General features: G+C 67.1%; 15 protein-coding genes. 9 read left to right on the top strand and 6 right to left on the bottom strand.

The annotated features are described in order from the left end of the window. Window positions 1-52: 52 nt before the first annotated feature. The 3 genes from rho to DR_RS06875 all read right to left on the bottom strand — a co-directional run bounded on the left by rho (window position 53) and on the right by DR_RS06875 (window position 3,472). A complete protein-coding gene (rho, locus tag DR_RS06885; protein WP_010887979.1) occupies window positions 53-1,333 on the bottom strand; it encodes a transcription termination factor Rho in 1,281 nt (426 codons plus the stop codon). Further along, window positions 1,330-2,034, bottom strand: coding sequence for a fructose-6-phosphate aldolase (gene fsa / locus DR_RS06880; protein ID WP_010887978.1), 705 nt, complete (start codon window positions 2,032-2,034; stop codon window positions 1,330-1,332). The genes rho and fsa overlap by 4 nt, the downstream gene beginning before the upstream one ends. A gap of 142 nt (window positions 2,035-2,176) precedes the next feature. After that, window positions 2,177-3,472 carry a benzoate/H(+) symporter BenE family transporter gene (locus DR_RS06875; RefSeq protein WP_164927964.1) on the bottom strand — a complete coding sequence of 432 codons (1,296 nt, stop codon included), beginning with the start codon at window positions 3,470-3,472 and terminating at the stop codon, window positions 2,177-2,179. Window positions 3,473-3,862: 390 nt separating this feature from the next. On the opposite strand from DR_RS06875, the gene ileS reads away from it, so the two are divergent. From ileS to DR_RS06840, 8 genes are all read left to right on the top strand, one after another. Continuing rightward, window positions 3,863-7,099 carry an isoleucine--tRNA ligase gene (gene ileS, locus DR_RS06870; RefSeq protein ID WP_010887976.1) on the top strand — a complete coding sequence of 1,079 codons (3,237 nt, stop codon included), beginning with the start codon at window positions 3,863-3,865 and terminating at the stop codon, window positions 7,097-7,099. A 115-nt stretch (window positions 7,100-7,214) separates the two neighbouring features. Further along, complete coding sequence (locus DR_RS06865) at window positions 7,215-8,447, top strand: transposase (RefSeq protein ID WP_063653036.1); 1,233 nt, start codon at window positions 7,215-7,217, stop codon at window positions 8,445-8,447. A 104-nt stretch (window positions 8,448-8,551) separates the two neighbouring features. Continuing rightward, the gene (gene nagZ, locus DR_RS06860; protein WP_010887975.1) at window positions 8,552-9,598 is read left to right on the top strand and encodes a beta-N-acetylhexosaminidase; all 1,047 of its coding nucleotides are present in this window, start codon (window positions 8,552-8,554) and stop codon (window positions 9,596-9,598) included. 69 nt (window positions 9,599-9,667) lie between these two features. Further along, window positions 9,668-10,066, top strand: a complete 399-nt coding sequence (locus tag DR_RS16755; protein ID WP_010887974.1) for a hypothetical protein — start codon at window positions 9,668-9,670, stop codon at window positions 10,064-10,066. Window positions 10,067-10,163: 97 nt separating this feature from the next. Then, window positions 10,164-10,343, top strand: a complete 180-nt coding sequence (locus tag DR_RS06855) for a hypothetical protein (RefSeq protein WP_027480020.1) — start codon at window positions 10,164-10,166, stop codon at window positions 10,341-10,343. A gap of 91 nt (window positions 10,344-10,434) precedes the next feature. Further along, window positions 10,435-11,319, top strand: a complete 885-nt coding sequence (locus DR_RS06850; protein ID WP_027480019.1) for a PhzF family phenazine biosynthesis protein — start codon at window positions 10,435-10,437, stop codon at window positions 11,317-11,319. 19 nt (window positions 11,320-11,338) lie between these two features. After that, entirely contained in the window at window positions 11,339-12,133 is a 795-nt protein-coding gene (locus tag DR_RS06845) for a Cof-type HAD-IIB family hydrolase (protein WP_010887971.1), read from the top strand. A 16-nt stretch (window positions 12,134-12,149) separates the two neighbouring features. Continuing rightward, window positions 12,150-12,524, top strand: a complete 375-nt coding sequence (locus DR_RS06840) for a DUF1622 domain-containing protein (protein ID WP_034350431.1) — start codon at window positions 12,150-12,152, stop codon at window positions 12,522-12,524. On the opposite strand, the gene DR_RS06835 is transcribed toward DR_RS06840, so the two are convergent. The 3 genes from DR_RS06835 to DR_RS06825 form a co-directional block, all read right to left on the bottom strand. Beyond that, the gene (locus DR_RS06835) at window positions 12,497-13,930 is read right to left on the bottom strand and encodes an MDR family MFS transporter (protein ID WP_010887969.1); all 1,434 of its coding nucleotides are present in this window, start codon (window positions 13,928-13,930) and stop codon (window positions 12,497-12,499) included. The genes DR_RS06840 and DR_RS06835 overlap by 28 nt on opposite strands. 77 nt (window positions 13,931-14,007) lie before the next feature. Further along, window positions 14,008-14,886: an alpha/beta fold hydrolase gene (locus DR_RS06830; RefSeq protein WP_010887968.1), complete on the bottom strand. Its 879-nt coding sequence runs from the start codon at window positions 14,884-14,886 to the stop codon at window positions 14,008-14,010. A gap of 70 nt (window positions 14,887-14,956) precedes the next feature. After that, window positions 14,957-15,862 carry a C40 family peptidase gene (locus tag DR_RS06825; RefSeq protein WP_010887967.1) on the bottom strand — a complete coding sequence of 302 codons (906 nt, stop codon included), beginning with the start codon at window positions 15,860-15,862 and terminating at the stop codon, window positions 14,957-14,959. Between the two features lie 331 nt (window positions 15,863-16,193). On the opposite strand from DR_RS06825, the gene DR_RS06820 reads away from it, so the two are divergent. Further along, window positions 16,194-17,486, top strand: a complete 1,293-nt coding sequence (locus DR_RS06820; protein WP_010887966.1) for an MFS transporter — start codon at window positions 16,194-16,196, stop codon at window positions 17,484-17,486. The last annotated feature ends 36 nt before the right edge of the window (window positions 17,487-17,522 follow it).

Below are 17,522 nucleotides of genomic sequence, written 5' to 3'. Positions count from 1 at the left end.
TCTCGAACAATGTAAAAGGCATGAGCTTCCGCCCATGCCCCACAAAAAAGCTTTAGCCAGCCAGGGCAGCCAGGAACTCGACGTTGTTGCGCGTCTTGCCCATGCGGCCCAGCAGCATTTCCATCGCGTCGGCGGGGTCCATGTCGCTGATGACCTTACGCAGCAGCCACATTTTCTTGAGGACCTCGGGCTGAAGCAGCAGCTCCTCGCGGCGGGTGCCCGATTTGAGGATGTCGAGCGCCGGAAAGATTCGCCTCTCCTCCAGGCGGCGCGACAGGACGAGTTCGGCGTTGCCGGTGCCCTTGAACTCCTCGAAAATCACGTCGTCCATGCGGCTGCCGGTTTCCACCAGCGCGGTCGCCAGGATGGTCAGGCTGCCGCCCTCGCGGATGTTGCGGGCGGCCCCCAGAAAACGCTTGGGCCAGTGCAGCGCGTTGGAGTCCAGACCGCCCGAGAGCGTGCGGCCCGTGGGGGGCGTGACGAGGTTGTTGGCGCGGGCGAGGCGGGTGATGGAGTCGAGCAGAATCACGACATGCCCCCCCTCCTCCACGATGCGGCGGGCGCGTTCGTGGACGAACTCAGCGACGCGGACGTGGTGCTGCGGCGGCTCGTCGAAGGTCGAGGCGATGACCTGGGCGCCCTGCACGCTCTCGCGGAAATCGGTGACTTCTTCGGGGCGCTCGTCGACCAGGAGGACCATCACCGTCACGTCGGGATAATTCTTGGTGATGGAGTTGGCGATTTTCTTGAGCAGCGTGGTCTTCCCTGCTTTGGGAGGCGCCACGATCAGCGCCCGCTGCCCCCGCCCGATGGGCACGAGCAGGTCCACCACGCGCAGGCTCAGGCCGTCATCAGTGCTGGGGTCTTCGAGCACGAGCTGCTGGTCGGGGAACGTCGGGGTCAGGTCGTCGAAGCGCGGGCGCTGCCGGGCGGCTTCGGGGTCCAGGCCGTTGACGGCTTCGACGCGCACGAGCGAGCCGTAACGCTCGTTTTCACGCGGCTTGCGGGCACGCCCGATGACCTCGTCACCGGTTCGCAGGTGATACTGCTTGATGACGCCCGCCGTGACGAGCACCGAGCGGCTGGCCGGGTCGAGCAGGTCGGCCTGCAAGAAGCCGTAGCCGTCCGACGTGATGTCGAGGTAGCCGCGTGCGAGGCTCTGGCCCTCGGCGTCGGCCTGCTTTTCCATGATGGCGAGCGCCAGAGCGTCTTTCTTCAGCTTGCGGTAGTTTTCGATGCCCAGCCCGGCGGCGAGCAGGTGCAGTTCAGGCAGAATCTTTTCCTGAAGCTCCTGAAAGGGCAGGGCCTGGGGAGCGACCTCAGTCACAGTCATCCTTCTTTCTTGACCGGGTTGGTGCCGGCTTCACTGGGGGGCGTTTCCGGGCTGGCACCCTGGCGCTTGGCCCAGTCGGCCATGAAGCTGTCGAGGCCTGCCTGGGTCAGCGGGTGCTTGACCATCTGGGTAAAGACCTTGTAGGGAATGGTCGCCACGTCGGCGCCGGCAAGCGCGGCCTGCACCACGTGCTGCGGGTGCCGGATGCTGGCGGCGAGCACCTTGGTCTGGATATCGCCGAGCACGAAGGCTTCCTTGATCTGACGGATGAGTTCCGAGCCGTCCCAGCCGGTGTCGTCCACCCGGCCCACGAAGGGCGAGACGTAGGTCGCCCCGGCGCGGGCGGCGAGCAGCGCCTGCGGTACGCTGAAGCACAGGGTCACGTTGGTCTTGATGCCTTCGCTCGTAAGCGCTTTGCACGCTTGCAGCCCGGCGGGGGTCAGCGGGAGCTTAACGACGACCTGCTTGTGCCAGGCGGCCACGTCTTTGCCTTCCTTGATCATACCCTCGGCGTCGAGCGCGGTGACTTCGGCGCTGATGGCGCCGCCGGGCACCAGCTCGGCGATCTCACCGATGACTTCCTTGAAATCGCGGCCCGAGGCGACGATCAGGCTGGGGTTGGTCGTCACGCCCGAGAGCACGCCCCAGGCGTTGATTTCCCTGATTTCGTCCACGATGGCGGTGTCGATGAAAAATTCCATGTGAGTCCTCCTGAGTGGCACAGCCGGGCCAGCGCCGCTTTTGCCCTGCCTGACCTGTGCCGGATGCCTCCAGCATACGCCGCCCCGGTCAGAAAAAAAGGGGCCGGGTGCCCCCTGTTCAGGTGCAACGGGCGCTCGACCTTCAGGCCAGCCCACCGCCTTTTTCCCGCTGCGCCCACTGCGCGAGCGCGGCGCTGCCCCAGCCGAGCAGCAGACCCCACAGCGCTCCGCCGATATTCAGAAAACTGAAACCGGCAGCGGTACAGGCGAAGGCGAGCAGCGCCCCCTCGCGCCAGCGCGGGTCGCTCAGGGCATTTTGCAGGCCGCTGAGCACCGAGCCGAGGAGCGCGAGTCCTGCCAGCAGTTGCATCAGCGGCGCGGGGAAACTTCCGGCGAGGCCGAGCAGGGCGCCCGCGCACAGGCCCAGGACGAGGTAACCGCCCGCGCAGGCCAGCCCCGCGACGTAGTGGCGGTTCGGGTCGGGGTGAACGTCCGGGCCCATGCAGATGGCCGCTGTGATGGCCCCCATGTTCATGGTCACGCTGCCGAGCGGCGCGGCGAGGGCAGACGCGGCGCCCGTGACCGTGACGAGCAGCGCGGGCGGCACCTGCCGGTAACCGTGGGTGTGCAACACCGCCATACCCGCCAGATGCTGCGAGGTCAGCGCCAGGATAGTGCAGGGCAGCGCCAGGGTGAGCAGCGCCTGAGAGCTGAACGTGGGAGTGATCCACTCGGGCCGTGCCAGCAGCGACGTATGGCCCAGGGCGCTCAAATGCAGTTGCCCAGTCAGGGCCGCCACCGTTACCCCGGTCACCAGTGCCAGCGGCACCGCCCAGCGCGGCGCGAACACGCGGGCCAGCAGGTAGGCGAGCAGGGTGGGCAGGGTGAGCGCCGGAGCCTGCGGAATGGCCGCCAGTCCACGCAGCACGAACGGCAGCAGCACCCCGGCCAGCAGCGCCAAGGCCAGCGGCAACGGCAGGGTGCGGGCCAGCCAGTCGAAGGCCCGGCTCAGGCCCACCAGTGCCAGCACCGCCCCGCTGACGAGCAGCGCCCCCACGACTTCCGCCGCCGTGAACCGGCCCGCCGAGGCGATCAGAACCGCCAGCCCCGGCGTGTTCCAGCCGAGAACCACCGGCACCCGGTAGCGCCAGCACAGGGTCATGCCCATCACGCCCAGGAGCAGGTACATGCTCGCCAGGGCGCTGGCCCCCTGCGCGGGCGAGGAGTGCGCCGCCGCGAAGCCACCAGCGCCCCAGTCGGAAAGCCCCCGGCGGGCGGCGCGGGGGAAGTAGGGGGCTGGGACACGGCCTCCACCTACGGTGCAGGGCTGGGCCGGCGCGGGCAGCGGGCCGGGGGGCTGTCTAAACGCTGCCCCGCGCTTCCGTGCGGTCCTCCGCTGAATGGCGCATTGACCCCTGGCCCCGCCCCGCCTTAACATGCCCGGACAACCCAGGCGAACGTGAGGCCAGTAGCCTCGGACACGGGGGCAAGAGCGAGTCAGGGACGGTGAGAGCCTGACCGCCCCCGACCGAGCCGCGAAGATCCCCTCCCGCGCCGGCAGAAGAACGGCCTGCGGCCCACTAGACCTGCCCGGACGCCCCCCGGCAGAGGGCCTTGGAATGAGACCGCCAAATATGGGCGGTGAAGTTGGGTGGTACCACGCGGCAAGCTCCAGCGCGTCCCGGCAAGTGCTCAGGCGAAGGTCTGAATGCGCGGCTGGGGCGGGGTTTTTGCTGATGGGTGATGGGAGACGGTTGAGAGAGACTGCTTCTTCTGCCCTCACGAAAGCTCCATCCACCATCACCCATCAACTCTCAACGGAGCATTCATGACCAAACGTACCTTCGCCCCTGTCCCCACGCAGCCTAACTTCCGCCAATTGGAAGCCGACATCCTCCAGAAATGGAAGGATGAGCAGGTCTTCGAGCAGACGCAGACCCGCCCCGCTCCGGCAGGCGAGTTCGTGTTCTATGAAGGGCCGCCCACCGCCAACGGCAAGCCCGCCCTCCACCACGTGCTCGCCCGCTCGTTCAAGGACCTCTTTCCCCGCTTCAAGGTGATGCAGGGCCACCACGTCACCCGCAAGGGCGGCTGGGACACCCACGGCCTGCCGGTGGAAATCAGCGTGGAAAAAAAGCTCGGCTGGCTGGGCCGCAACCACGGGGCGAGCCGCGAGGAACTCGAGGAATTCAACCGCCTGTGCCGCACGTCCGTCTGGGAAACCATTCAGGACTGGAACGAACTCACCGAGCGCATGGGCTACTGGCTCGACCTGGGCGACCCCTACATCACCTACCAGAACAGCTACGTGGAGTCGGTGTGGAACTTGCTGCGGCGCCTGCACGAAAAGGGTCTGGTCGCGCAAGATTACAAAGTGGTGCCGCTCTCGCCGCGCATCTCCTCTACCCTGTCGCGTGCCGAGCTCGGTGAAGTGGACTCTTACCGCATGGTGGACGACCCGAGCGTGTATGTTCGCCTCCCCATCGTCTGGGACACGTTGCCCGAGCGGGCACACGCCGCACTCAGCAGTCTCAGTGGTGAGCAGCGCCAGGGCCTGAGCCTGCTGGTGTGGACGACGACCCCCTGGACGCTGCCGAGCAACACCCTGGCTGCCGTCAACCCGGATCTCGACTACGTGGTCGCCGACAGCCCGAGCGGGCGCGTCATCGTCGCCGAGGGCGCGGTGGAACGGCTCTCGGCGCTGCACAAGGACGCGGCTCCGCTGGAAGTCCTCGCGCGTTTCAAGGGTCGCGATCTGGAATGGGTGGAATACGAACCGCCCTTCCCCGAAGTAGCGTCTCAACTCGGCGTCGTGTCGGAGCTCCACGAGCGGCGTGACGGCAAGCCGGTCCTGCACTTCGTGGTGATGGCCGACTTCGTGAGCGATGTGGACGGCTCCGGGGTGGCGCATGAGGCGCCCGCTTACGGCGCGGAGGACTTGGAGGTCGCCCGCGCGTACGGCGTGCCGCTGATGTTCGGGGTGGACGACCACGGCATCCTGCAAGTCACGCACGAGCAAGGCAAGTTCTTCAAGGACGCCGACAAGGGCCTCATCGCCGACATGAAGGCGCGCGGCCTGATGTTCTGGGCCGGTACCTTGAAACACCGCTATCCCTTCCACGACCGCACCGGCGACCCCATCCTCTACTTCGCCAAGAAGGGCTGGTACATCCGCACGTCGCAGGTGGCGGGCGAGATGCTGGCGCAGAACGAAAAGATCAACTGGGTGCCGGGCAACATCAAGCACGGGCGCTTCGGCAACTGGCTGGAGGGCAACGTGGACTGGGCCATCTCCCGCGAACGCTACTGGGGCACGCCGCTGCCCTTCTGGCAGTCCGAGAGCGGCCAGCTGCGCGTGATCGGCAGCGTGGCGGAACTCTCCGAGCTGGCGGGGCGCGACCTGAGCGACCTCGACCTTCACCGGCCTTACATCGACGACATCACCTTTACGCTCGACGGTGAGGAGTACCGCCGCGTGCCCGAGGTGCTCGACGTGTGGTTCGACTCGGGGTCGATGCCCTACGCGCAGTGGGGACTGCTGCTGAACGAACAGGGCGAAGCGGTGCGCGGCGCCGAGCAATTTGCCAAGCACTATCCCGCCGACTACATCTGCGAGGCGATCGACCAGACGCGCGGGTGGTTCTACTCGCTGCACGCCATCTCGACGATGCTCTACGACCAGCCGGCGTACAAGAACGTCATCTGCCTGGGGCACATCGTGGACGAGAAGGGCCTGAAGATGTCCAAGAGCAAGGGCAACGTGGTGGCGCCGCTGCCGCTCTTCGACCAGTACGGCGCGGACTCGGTGCGCTGGTACATGTTCATGGCGTCGGACCCCGGCGACCAGAAGCGCTTTTCCGAGCGTCTGGTCGCCGAGGCGCAGCGCAGCTACGTGAACACGCTGTGGAACGTCTATTCGTTCTTCGTGCTGTACGCGAACCTCGACCAACCTGACCTCGCCGCTGCTCCCGCCGTGGCCGAGCGGCCCGAGATGGACCGCTGGCTGCTTGCCCGCCTGGAAGAAACGGTGCGCGACGTGACGGCGGCGCTCGAAAGCTATGACGCCCGCAGTGGGGGCCGCGCCCTGGAAGGGTTCGTGGACGACCTGAGCAACTGGTACGTGCGCCGCAGTCGCAGCCGCTTCTGGGGTGAGGGCGGCACCGTGGACACCGCCGCCTACGCCACGCTGCACGAGGCGCTGCTGGTGGTGTCGCAACTGACCGCGCCGTTCACACCTTTCCTGGCCGACGCGCTCTACCGCAACCTGTCGGGCGAGGAGTCGTCGGTGCACCTGACGCCGTGGCCGACCGTCCGCGCCGAGCGGCTCGACCGCAAGCTGACCGCCGACATGGCCGCCGTGATGAAAGTCGTGGAACTGGGCCGCGCCGTGCGGGGGGCGCACAACCTCAAGACCCGGCAGCCGCTCGCCGGGGTGCAGGTACGCGCCGCCTCGCCCGAAGCGCTGGACGCGCTGAAGCGCTCGCAGACGCAGATCATGGAAGAACTGAACGTCAAAGCCGTGACCTTCCTAGAAGGCGACACCGACCTCGTGCAGTACAGCCTGCGCCCGAACCTGCCGGTGGTGGGCAAGCAGTACGGCAAGCAGCTTCCGGTGCTGAAAAAGGCCCTGACAGAGGCGGACGCCCGCGCCGTCGCCACGGCGGTGCAGGCCGGTCAGGGCTTCAGCGTGCAGGCCGACGGCGTGACCTTCGACCTGACGCCGGGGAGCGTGCTGGTGGACGCCAAGGCGCCCGAAGGTGTGGCGGCTGCCGAGGACGCTGGGTATCTGGTGGCCTTCGATACCGCCCTGACCCCTGAACTGGTACGCGAGGGGCTGGCCCGTGATCTCGTTCGCGCCATTCAGGAGGCCCGCAAGGCGGCGGGCTTCGAGGTGCAGGACCGGATTGCCCTCGCGCTGGAACTGGATGGCGAGGCGCTGGAAGCGGCGCAGGCGTGGCAGGACTTCATTGCCGGTGAGGTGCTGGCGGAGCAGGTGGCCTACGGCTCCGGCGAAGGCTTCCGCGCCGAGGTGGAAGGCGGAGCGGTGACGCTCAAGAAGCTTTGAGTATGGGAAGGGGGATGGGTTTTTCCTCTCCTCCCTTTCCTTTCAATGGTTCGTGCAGTTTTGAGGTCACAAAGAAAGACCCACCGAAAATGGGGCTGTGAACACACCGCTTCCAATGGGTCTAATGGCTATCCTACAGTACGTTCTCAGCGCGGTCCCGCTGCGCAAGACGCAGCGGAATTTTCTGACCGTGCTGCTTAGCGTATTTCTCGCTGTTCCTGGACGGCTGAACGTCCTGAACCTCTCCCGATATGCGGCCTGCTCAGAGAGTACGATCCGTCGTTGGCTGCACCGAAGTGACCCCGGGGCCATTCCCTGGGGCGCAGTACACCGGGCGACTGTGAGCACGGCGATTGAGAGTGGGCTGATCAGCCCACTGTGCGTTCTGGCCATCGACGCCTCTTTTCACCGCAAATCTGGTCAGCACACCGCACACCTCGGCTCGTTCTGGAATGGCTGTGCCGCACGGACCGAACGTGGGATCGAGCAATCCTGCTGTGCCCTGATTGACGTCCAGCACCGACAGGCATTTACGGTCGATGTCCGTCAGACCCGGACCGGGTCTGAGGCCCCGAGTCGTCTGGAACAGGCCGCTGACCAGCTGGATGACGTGTTGCTTGATCTCCAGACTGTTCCACGGCTTGATCTGGCCGCTGTGGTTGCGGATGGGAACTATGCGAAAGAATCCATGGTGGAGACCGTGACCGGTCACGGTCTCCCATTCATCTCCAGATTTCCTCGCAACGCCAACCTCAAGTATCTCTATACCGGCGAGCATCCCAGACGACGCGGACGGCCAAAAAAGTTCGACGGCAAGGTGGATTTCAGCGACTTGCAGCGCTTTGACCTCGTTTCTGAAACGTCGACCGAGCGGGTGTGGACTCAGGTGGTCTGGAGCGTGCAGTGGGCGCGAGAAGTGCGTGCAGTCGTCATCCAGCAGGTCGGTAAAAAGGGTCAAGTGACGGGTTACGCGGTGCTGTTCAGCACCGCTGTGACGATGCCCGCTCATGAGGTCATTGCGCTGTACCGGAGCCGTTTCGAGATTGAACTGATCTTCCGGGATGCCAAGCAGTTCCTGGGAGGCCAGGATGTGCAATTGCGGTCACAGCCAGGCATTGAGGCGCATTGGAACGTGGTCTTGCTGACCCTGAACCTCTGTCGCCTTGAGGCCCTGCGAGCAGCAGAGGGCGGACAGAATCTGGTGTTCAGTCTCGAAGACATGAAACGCAGGGCGTATAACGCCCTGCTGGCCCAAGTGATTTTGTCCAAGTTGGATCTCTCGGCCCGCTTTGAAGAATTAGAACATCTGCCGTCCAGTCCGCTAAATTTCGGCCTCAAAGCCGCCTAAAACTGCACGAACCATTGTTCCTTTCTTTGTGCATTGTTTTCATATAAAAATAAATTTTCTATATAGGAGCTGTGGCATGAGGGCCCGCCGCTACACTTCGCTGCATGTCTCCCATATCTGAACCTTCCCGGCTTGACCCCGTGCGGCCCGGCCAACTGCTGATGATCGACCTTCCCGGCCCCGAACTCGACAAAGACACCGCTGCTTATTTGCGCGAACACGGCATCGGCGCAGTGTGCCTGTTTGGGAAAAACGTGGAGAGCGCCGAGCAACTGCGACGCCTCTGCGCGGACCTGCGCGAGGTGATGGGTGAGCACGCGCTGATCGCCATCGACCACGAGGGGGGGGCGATTACCCGGCCCGAGTTCTGGCCGTTCGCGCCGAGTGCGATGAGCCTGGGGGCGGCGGACGACCAGCAGCTCACCGAGGACGTGAACGCAGCGCTGGCACGGCAACTGCGCTCGGTGGGGATCAACTGGAACTTCACGCCGGTGCTCGACATCAACGTGAATCCAGCCAATCCGGTGATCGGGGACCGCGCTTACGGCTCGGACGCGGCGCGGGTCACGCGGCATGGGCGGGCCGCGCTCGCCGGACACACGCGGGAGGGGGTGGCGCCCTGCGCCAAGCATTTTCCCGGTCACGGCGACACCCACCAGGACAGTCACCTCGCCCTGCCACGCGTGAGCAAAAGCCGCGCCGAGCTGGACGCGGGCGAACTCGCGCCCTTCCGTGCTCTGCTGCCCGAGACGCCCGCCATCATGACCGCGCACATCGTGTACGACGCGCTCGACGCCGAGCATCCGGCGACCCTTTCGCCGCGCATTCTGACCGGGCTGCTGCGCGAGGAGTGGGGCTACGACGGCGTCATCGTGACCGACAGCATGGGAATGCAAGCGATCGACGCGAACTATGGCCGGGGCGAGGCGGCGGTGCGGGCGCTGCGGGCGGGGGCCGATCTGGTCATGGCGCTGGGTCGCCGCGAGGTGCAGCAGGCGACGCTGGCAGCGGTGGCGGAGTATGTGCCCGAGAATCAGGCGGCGGTGGCGACCAAGCGGGAACGGCTGCGTGCCCTCGCCCGGCGCTTTCCGGCGCAGGCGGACGAAACCCTCGACCCGCAGGCGGACGCTGCGCTGCTCGCAGATGCCTGAGCGCGGGGCCTGACGGCGTGGCCCGACGCGCAGGGCCGCCTGCCGCAGCCGCCCACGCCCGGCTCGCGGGTGCTGCTCGTCGCGTGGCGGCAACCGCAGCGCGAGACGGTGAGCGAGGCCGCCGCCGACGCACAGACGCTCGCGCGTGAGCTGGGGCAGGTGTACGACGTGGAGTTGCACGCCGTCGACGACGCGGCGGACCTCAACTGGGCGGCGCTGCGGGGCCGGGGCCTGCCGCTGATTCTGGCGACCACCTTCCGGCACAGGCAAACGGCGCTGGCGGGAGCGCGGCCCGACCTTCACCTCGCGCTCTACAACCCTTACGCCGTGCTCGACGTGGACGCGCCCGCCGTGTTGAGCTACGGCTTTCGCCCCGAGGCGCGGGGCCGCCGTGCTCGGCTGGTGCGCGGCGAGCGGGGGCTGCCGGGTGAAGCAGCCTTTCTGGCGCCAACAGTGGCCGATTGCTAAAGCCTGTTCAGATGCCTCTCCGGGCGGGGGCGTGACAACATCGGAAATGCAGGCGGCAGCTTCTGTCCCCCCGCTCGCCGCCGCAAGGAGACCTGCCATGACCGATCCCGGTGATCTCGCCACCACCGACAGCAACGTCGCTGCCGACCTGCCCGACGCCACCTCTGAGAACATCAACCCCGGACTCGGCGGCGAAGGCAAGCAGGAAGTCATCAAGGAAAACGAAAAGGACCAGGCCAAAATCGCCACCGAAAGCCCGGACCCGCTCGACCTGTAACCTCTTCCCCACTCCTCTCCACCCGGCTCCGCGCCTGGGTGGTTTTTTTATGGGCACAGAAGAACCGGCCCGGAAGTTCTACACTGCCCCCATGACGCGTTATGCCGAAGTTGCTGCTTTCACCACTGTGCCCGGCCAGGGGAACCGGGCGGGGGTGGTGCTGGACGCGGGCGAACTGACAGGCGAGCAGATGCAGCGGCTCGCGGCCTTTCTGGAAGCGCCCGAGACGGTGTTCGTGACGCGGCTGAGTGACGGTCTGGGGCGGGTGCGCTACTTCACGCCCACGCAGGAGGTGGACTTTTGCGGGCACGCGACGGTGGCGCTCGGGCGGGTGCTGGCGCAGGCGGGCCGCTGGCGGGGCGAGGCGCTGGAACTCGAAACCCTGGCCGGGCGCATTCCGCTGCGGCTGGTGCTGGATGCGGGCGGCGGCGAGTGCCGGGTGTGGATGCACCAACCCGCCTTTGGAACCCGCGCCGTGGGGCGAGGCTGGCACCGCGAACTCGCCGAGGCGCTGGGCCTGAGCGACCGCCTGCTGCACCGGGGGCTGCCCCTGGCGGCGGCGAGCACCGGGCTGTGGAGCGTCTTTTTGCCGCTGCTCGACGCCTCCTTGCTCGAAGGACTGGAACCCGACCTTCCGCGCATTGCCGAGCTGAGCCGCGAGCTCGGCGTGGTCAGCGTGTACGCCTACGCGCCGGTGGGCGTCAACCGCTTTGCCGCCCGTGATTTTGCGCCCTTGGTGGGGATTCCTGAAGACCCGGTCACGGGCAGCGCGGGCGGGGCACTGCTGGCGCTGCTGGCAAGCGAGGGCCGCTTGCCCCTGCGTGGGAACCGGGCCTCCGGGCTGATTTACCAGGGCCACGCGCTCGGCACCCCCGGCGAAATCGAAGTCGAGGTGGAGGTGCGCGGCACACGGGTGGAGGCGGTGCAGGTGGGCGGCTGCGCGGCGGTGGAGCGCGAAGGGGTCTGGCCGGGCTGAGGCCACTACACTGGGCGCCATGCTGGGAATGATCTGCATAGACGTAGACGGCACCCTGATCGGGACCGACAACCGGGTGCGGGACGACGTATGGGCGGCCCTGGAAGGCGCCAGAGCGCAGGGGGTGCGGCTGGTGCTGTGCAGCGGGCGCCCGGCGTTCGGCAACGCGCTGAACTACGCCCGGCGGCTCGACCCCGACGGCTGGCACGTCTTCCAGAACGGCGCGACCTGTATGCGGGTGGACACTGGCGAGAGCCTCTCCACCCCACTGCCGCCCGAGGTGTTGCCCGCGCTGCTCGCCCAGGCGCAGCGCAGCGGACAACTGCTGGAGGTCTACACCGACACCGAGTACGCCTTCACGCCGCCGGGCGAGTACGCCGAGCAGCACGCCCGCTTGCTGGGGGTGCCCTACCAGCCCCGGCAGCCCGAGGACCTGCCCGGCACCATCGTGCGGGCGCAGTGGGTGGTGCCCCGCGCCGAGGAAGCGGCGCTGCTCGCCCACCCGCAGCCCGGCACCGACCAGCACCCGTCGGTCAGCCCGGCCATGCCCGGCATCAGCTTTCTGAGTATCACGGCGGCGGGCACCAGCAAGGGCAGCGCGGTGCGGCGGGCGGCCCAGGCNTACGGGCTGGACCTGGAGCGCGTGATGATGGTGGGCGACGCCGCCAACGATGTGACGGCCTTGCAAGTGGTCGGGCACCCGGTGGCGATGGGCAACGCCGACGATGTGGCCCGCGCCGCCTCGCGCTATCAGGTCGGGCATGTGGACGCGGGCGGCCTCGCCGAAGCGGTCGCGCTGGCACTGAAGCTGTAAGTCCTCACAGACAGACATGCTGGAAAGCTTGGAACAGTTCGTCAAAGTGGGCGCGATGAACGTGGCGCGGCTGGCCGAACTTTCGGCGGTGCTGATCATTGCGGCGGCGGTGCTGGAGGGGCTATGGCGCTCGGTCCGCATCTTCGCGCGCCGCGACCACGCGCCCGACGAGGTGAAGGAAAGCCTGCGCCTTCAACTCGGGCGCTGGCTTGCCATCTCGCTGGAATTTCTGCTCGCCGCCGACATTTTGCTCACCGCCATCGCGCCCACTTGGGATGACATCGGCAAGCTGGGCGCCATCGCGTTCATCCGCACAGCGCTGAACTACTTTCTACAAAAGGAAATCGAAGCTTACGAGCGGCATCACGGCGGCTCAGCGCGTACCGACTGAGCCGCCGTGTCTGAAACAGCGCTAGGCTCCTTGCCCCTGCTCCACCGGCGCCGGCACCGTCGGCAGAGCAGGCTGACGAGGAAGGCCGCCGCCACCAGCCCCAGCGCGAGGAAATAGGCGCGGCGCAGACCCTCGGCGAGTTCGATGCCGCCGACGCCGATGGCGTGCGAGCCGATGAGCAGGGCCATCAGCGCGGTGCCGAGTGCCCCGCCCATCTGCCGGGCGAACATCACCCCGCTGGTAACGGCGCCGAGTTCGCCGCGCGAGGCGGCTTGCTGCGCGGCGAGCAGCAGGCTCAGCATCGAAAAGCCCATGCCCATGCCGACCGCGAAACCGAGCGCACTCGTGACCCACAGCGGCGAGTGAACGGTAAAGGTGAGCGCCAGAAACATCAACGTGAGCAGTGCGAAACCGATTTGCGAGAGCCGGGCCAGCGGGATAAAACGAATGAGCTGCGCCGAGAGGATGCTCGTCAGCGTCCAGCCCACCAGCATCGGCGTGAGGATGGCGCCCGCCGCCGTCGCGCCCTTACCCGAGACGCCCTGGGCGTAGAGCGGCAGGTAAGCAATCACGCCGAAGTAAGCCGCGCCGCCCAGAAAGTTCCCGGCGAAGGCCACGGCGGGCGTCCGTTCGCGCAGCGCCCGCATCGGCAGCAGCGGGGCGGGGTGACGCAGTTCGAGCAGCACCGCCCCCACCAGGGTCGCGACTCCGAGCCCCACGAGCGACCACAGCTTCATTTCCAGACCCCAGATGGTCAGCCCGCTGCCCAGGGTAAACAGCGCGGCGCCAGCCCAGTCGAGCTGCGCGGCGCGGCGTTCGCCTGTTTCGTGCAAAAAGCGCGACACCATGAACAGCGCCAGGAGGCCAAACGGGAGCGACACGTAAAAGGTCCAACGCCAGGAGAGCGTCTCGGTCAGCCAGCCGCCGAGCAGCGGCCCCGCCAGCCCCGAGATGCCCCACACCGCGCTGATAAAGGCCTGCACCCGGCTGCGCTCCTGAAGCGAGTACAGTTCGCCCACGATGGTCATGGAAAGTGTGAGCAGCGCCCCGGCCCCCAGCCCTTGCAGCGCCCGCGCCCCGATCAGCCAGCCCATGCTCTGCGCCGCGCCGCACAAGGCGCTGCCGACCAGAAACAGCACCGCGCCCACGAGGTACAGCCGCTTGCGCCCCACGAGGTCCGACGCGCGCCCCCACAGCGGACTGCCGACGGTGGAGGTCAGCAGGTACATGGCGAAGGGCAGGGCGTAGAGCGACTGGCCGTGCAGGTCGTTGATGACACTTGGCATGGCGGTGGCGACCACGCTCGATTCGAGGGCGTTGAGAAACACCCCCACAATGAGGCCGACGGTGGCGAGCAGGCGCGCACGCTGGGCGGGAAGAGACAGGGACGGCGCAGGCTGAGTCATCGGCCCAGAGCATAGGCCGCGCCGGCCCCGGCAACGTCACGCCGGGACACAGAACCGTAGATGTACAACAGCGCAGCTCAGGGCTGAGACGCGTGCGGAGGCAACTGGTCTATGAAGGTTTCCACCGCCTGCACGATTTCGCGCTCGGCCCGCGCCCGGCTGACGGTGGGCACGCCGTCGCCCTGCTGCGGGCCGTAGCGTCCGAAAAAGGAGTGGACCGCGCCAGGCAAGACCGTCAGCCGGGTGTTTTTGGGCAGCCGTTCCAGACCGCCGCGCACCAGCCCGGCGTCGGCCACCCCGTCTTTCTCGGCGAGCAGCGAGAGCGCGGGAAAGCGGGCGTCGTGCAGGTTGACGTTGGGGGCCGGGTAAGCGGCGAGCAGCAGCAGGCCGTCAATCTTGTCCGGGCGCAGGGCGGCGTACTGCGCGGCGACGGTGCCGCCGAGCGAGTGCCCCGCCAGCACCACCCGTTTGCCGGCGCCATAGCGGGCGATCAGGCCCTCGGCACGCTCGGTGCCCGTAATCGCAAGGTCCAGCGGAAAGGCCGGAATGACGGTCTGCACCCCCCGGACCGCCAGCGCGCGGCCCAGCCACTCGTAGGCCTGAGGCCGCACGCGCCCGCCTGGGTAAAAGACCAGCAAGGTCTTCACCTCGGCACTGGCGGGCACAATGTTGATGAACGGCTGCGGGTCGTGTTCGAGCGTGACCCGCGCCAGAGCGCTGGCCGGTGTGCTCACCGCGTCCTGGCCGAGCACGAGCGGGGGCCGCACCGCGAGTTCGCGGACGTTGGAAATTACGTAGCCACTCGCCAGCGACAGCAGCGACGCGAACCAGATCTTGACGCGGTTGGACAGGTGCAGCAGCGGGCGGCGCCGGGGCCGAGAAGCCTGAGCTTGGGCTGGCGGGGGCTGCGGTGGCTCTCTCTGAGGGGGCTGGGGCGCAGGTGAAGGAGCAGACATGAGGCTCAGAGTAAACGAGCGGCGGGCGCGGCCTGTGGCCAGCTTCGGACCCGCTCCGCGCTCAGTGCGCTCAGTAGTTCGCCAGCGCGTCCATCATCACGCGGCGGGCACCCAGGTAACGAGTGCTCCAGTATTTGTCGCTTTTGAACTTGTCCACCACGACCTTGCCGTAGTAGCTGTTGGCATTGATAAAGCTGTCGTTGCCGAGGTAGATGCCGACGTGGGTCACAGAGCCCGCACCCACCGTGTCGAAAAACAGCAGGTCGCCGGGGCGCAGGTCGTCGTCGTCCACCGACACGCCCGCGCGGGCCTGATCGGCGCTGCGGCGCGGCAGCTTGACGCCCAGCGGCGTCATGACCTGAAGCACGAAGCCGCTGCAGTCGATGCCCTTGCGCGAGGTGCCGCCGAGCACGTAGGGCGTGCCGAGCAGCGACATGGCGTTCTGGTACCAGCTCGCGCCGCTGCTGTCAGTTTCGCTCTGGCTTCCCTGGGCAACGGTCGCCAGCGAGGGTAGACCGAGGGCGCTCGGCGAGGGAAGCGGCGCGGCGGGCGCAGCGATCATAGGCGCGGCAGCGTCAAGGCCGACCGGGAGTTGCAGCACCTGCCCGACTTCCAGTTTGGTGTCGCGGGGCAGGGTGTTGGCGGCGAGCAGCGCGTCCACACTCACGCCGTACATGCGCGAGAGACCGTAGATGGTGTCGCCGCGCTGCGCGGTGTGGGTGGGCGGACGCAGCCGCAGCACCTGCCCCACTTCGATGTCGGGCGAGGCGAGGTTGTTGTAGGCGAGCAGCAGGTCCACCGTCAGGCCGTTGCGCCGGGCAATGGAGTAGGCGGTGTCACCGCGCTGCACGGTCAGGGTCGCTTCGGGCGAAGACGCGAGCTGCGCCGTCTGCGCTTTCACCTCCCCACTCAAGATCAGGGTGGTCAGGAGCGAGGCGAAAATGGAAAAGCGGAAACGGGCAGCAACTTGGGTCATCGGGCTGTCTCTCAGGGGAAGGCACTCGTCAGCGGCTGAGGGCTGAAGCGAGGAAGAGCGGCAGGGCCACCGGTCGGCCTGTGGGAAGATTTACGTTCGCTAAAGTAACATGAACCTCTTTAGTTTGACTACCCAATTTTGAAAATTTTCTCATTTTCTACCCCCATCTCCCCCATTGCACGTCGGCAGGCTGGTTTTTCGCTTATGCGGAGGCGAGTCGTCTGGCCGCAGTCAGACCTATACCAGCCGCTCATTTAGGAGTTTTCACAGCAAGCTCCCATGAAGACGGGCGGGGTGAGGAAGGTGCGGGGCGGGCGCTTATGCTGGGCCGGTGCTGAACAGCTTCAACGCCTGGCGCTCACGAACCTTCGGGGCGCTGCGCTTTCCCGAGTACCGCCGCTACTGGTTTTCGCAACTTCTCTCGCTGATCGGCTCGTGGATGCAGTCCACCGCGCAGCAGTACCTCGTGCTGGAACTCTCGGGCAACAGCAGCGCCGCGCTCGCGCAGGTCACCATCGCGCAGTTTTTGCCTAGCTTGCTGCTCTCGCTGTTTGCCGGCGCGGTGGTGGACCGCGTGCCCCGGCGGCGGGTGCTGCTCACGACCCAGATCACCCTGATGACGACCGCCATCGCCCTGGCCGTGACCACCCATCAGGGCAGCGTGAGTGTGCCGCTGGTGATGGTGTTCGCCTTCATCTCGGGCATCGCCAACGCCTTTGACATGCCCGCCCGGCAGACGATGGTGGTGGACTTCGTGCCGCGTGAGCAGGTGTCGAACGCGGTGGCGCTCAACAGCTTGTCGTTCAACGTGAGCCGCACCATTGGGCAAGCCCTCTTCGGCGTGGTGGCCGCGCTGGGCGTGTCGCTGCTCGCCGGGGGCAACCCCGACAGCGTGGCGCGGCTGGCGCTGCCGTTTTACCTCAACGTGGTGTCCTTTCTGGTCGTGCTGTTCGTCATCGCCACGCTGCCCTTCCCGCCGGTGCAGGAACGCGGCAACCACAGCATGGTGGACGACGTGCGCGAGGGCCTGCGCTACGTCAAGACCCACCCCGGCGTGCGGAATGTGATGCTGCTGGTGGGTGCCCTGAGCCTGACGGTCATCAACTTCAACGTGATCATTCCCTACTACGCCCGCGTGGTGTACGGCGCGCGCGAAGCGACGTTCGGACTGCTCTCGGCGGGCTTCGGCATCGGGGCGATGGCGGGGGCACTGTGGCAGGCGAGCAAGCCCAATCCGGTGCGGAACCTGCGGCTGGGCGCCACTCTGGTCATGCTCAGCAGCCTCGCCCTGAGTGCGGTGCCTTCGGCGGCCCTCGCGCTGCCAGTGCTCGCGGCGTGCGGGTTCGGGATGCTGACCTTCCTGATCAGCGCGAACTCGACGGTGCAGCTCAGCATTCCCGACGCCCTGCGTGGCCGGGTGATGAGCCTGTATTCCTTCGTGCTGGTGGGCATGGGCCCGGCGGGGGCGGCGCTCGCCAGTACGCTGATCAGCCGCGAGGGGCCGCTGGGGCCGCGCTGGGGTCTGGTGACGCTGGTCGTGCTCGGCGCAATCGCCCTGGCCCTGCTGTGGACCCGACTGCCGCGCGAGCTTCCCAGCCAGCGCGAAGTGCAGAGCGGCGCGTAAAGCTGCCGAGAGCGCGGCGGGCCGCTTCTGCTACCC

This window comes from Deinococcus radiodurans R1 = ATCC 13939 = DSM 20539 (genome assembly GCF_000008565.1).
GTDB classification, from domain to species: domain Bacteria; phylum Deinococcota; class Deinococci; order Deinococcales; family Deinococcaceae; genus Deinococcus; species Deinococcus radiodurans.
The sequence above is the reverse complement of the archived record's forward strand: the minus strand, read 5'-3'. Positions and strand labels throughout refer to the sequence as shown.

Coding starts and splice junctions, on each gene's coding strand:
- ileS (WP_010887976.1), top strand. CDS start 3,863: ATGACCAAACGTACCTTCGCCCCTGTCCCCACGCAGCCTAACTTCCGC.
- DR_RS06850 (WP_027480019.1), top strand. CDS start 10,435: ATGACGCGTTATGCCGAAGTTGCTGCTTTCACCACTGTGCCCGGCCAG.
- DR_RS06830 (WP_010887968.1), bottom strand. CDS start 14,886: ATGTCTGCTCCTTCACCTGCGCCCCAGCCCCCTCAGAGAGAGCCACCG.
- fsa (WP_010887978.1), bottom strand. CDS start 2,034: ATGGAATTTTTCATCGACACCGCCATCGTGGACGAAATCAGGGAAATC.
- DR_RS06865 (WP_063653036.1), top strand. CDS start 7,215: ATGGGTCTAATGGCTATCCTACAGTACGTTCTCAGCGCGGTCCCGCTG.
- rho (WP_010887979.1), bottom strand. CDS start 1,333: ATGACTGTGACTGAGGTCGCTCCCCAGGCCCTGCCCTTTCAGGAGCTT.
- DR_RS06855 (WP_027480020.1), top strand. CDS start 10,164: ATGACCGATCCCGGTGATCTCGCCACCACCGACAGCAACGTCGCTGCC.
- DR_RS06835 (WP_010887969.1), bottom strand. CDS start 13,930: ATGACTCAGCCTGCGCCGTCCCTGTCTCTTCCCGCCCAGCGTGCGCGC.
- DR_RS06875 (WP_164927964.1), bottom strand. CDS start 3,472: ATGTTAAGGCGGGGCGGGGCCAGGGGTCAATGCGCCATTCAGCGGAGG.
- DR_RS06840 (WP_034350431.1), top strand. CDS start 12,150: ATGCTGGAAAGCTTGGAACAGTTCGTCAAAGTGGGCGCGATGAACGTG.
- DR_RS06825 (WP_010887967.1), bottom strand. CDS start 15,862: ATGACCCAAGTTGCTGCCCGTTTCCGCTTTTCCATTTTCGCCTCGCTC.
- nagZ (WP_010887975.1), top strand. CDS start 8,552: ATGTCTCCCATATCTGAACCTTCCCGGCTTGACCCCGTGCGGCCCGGC.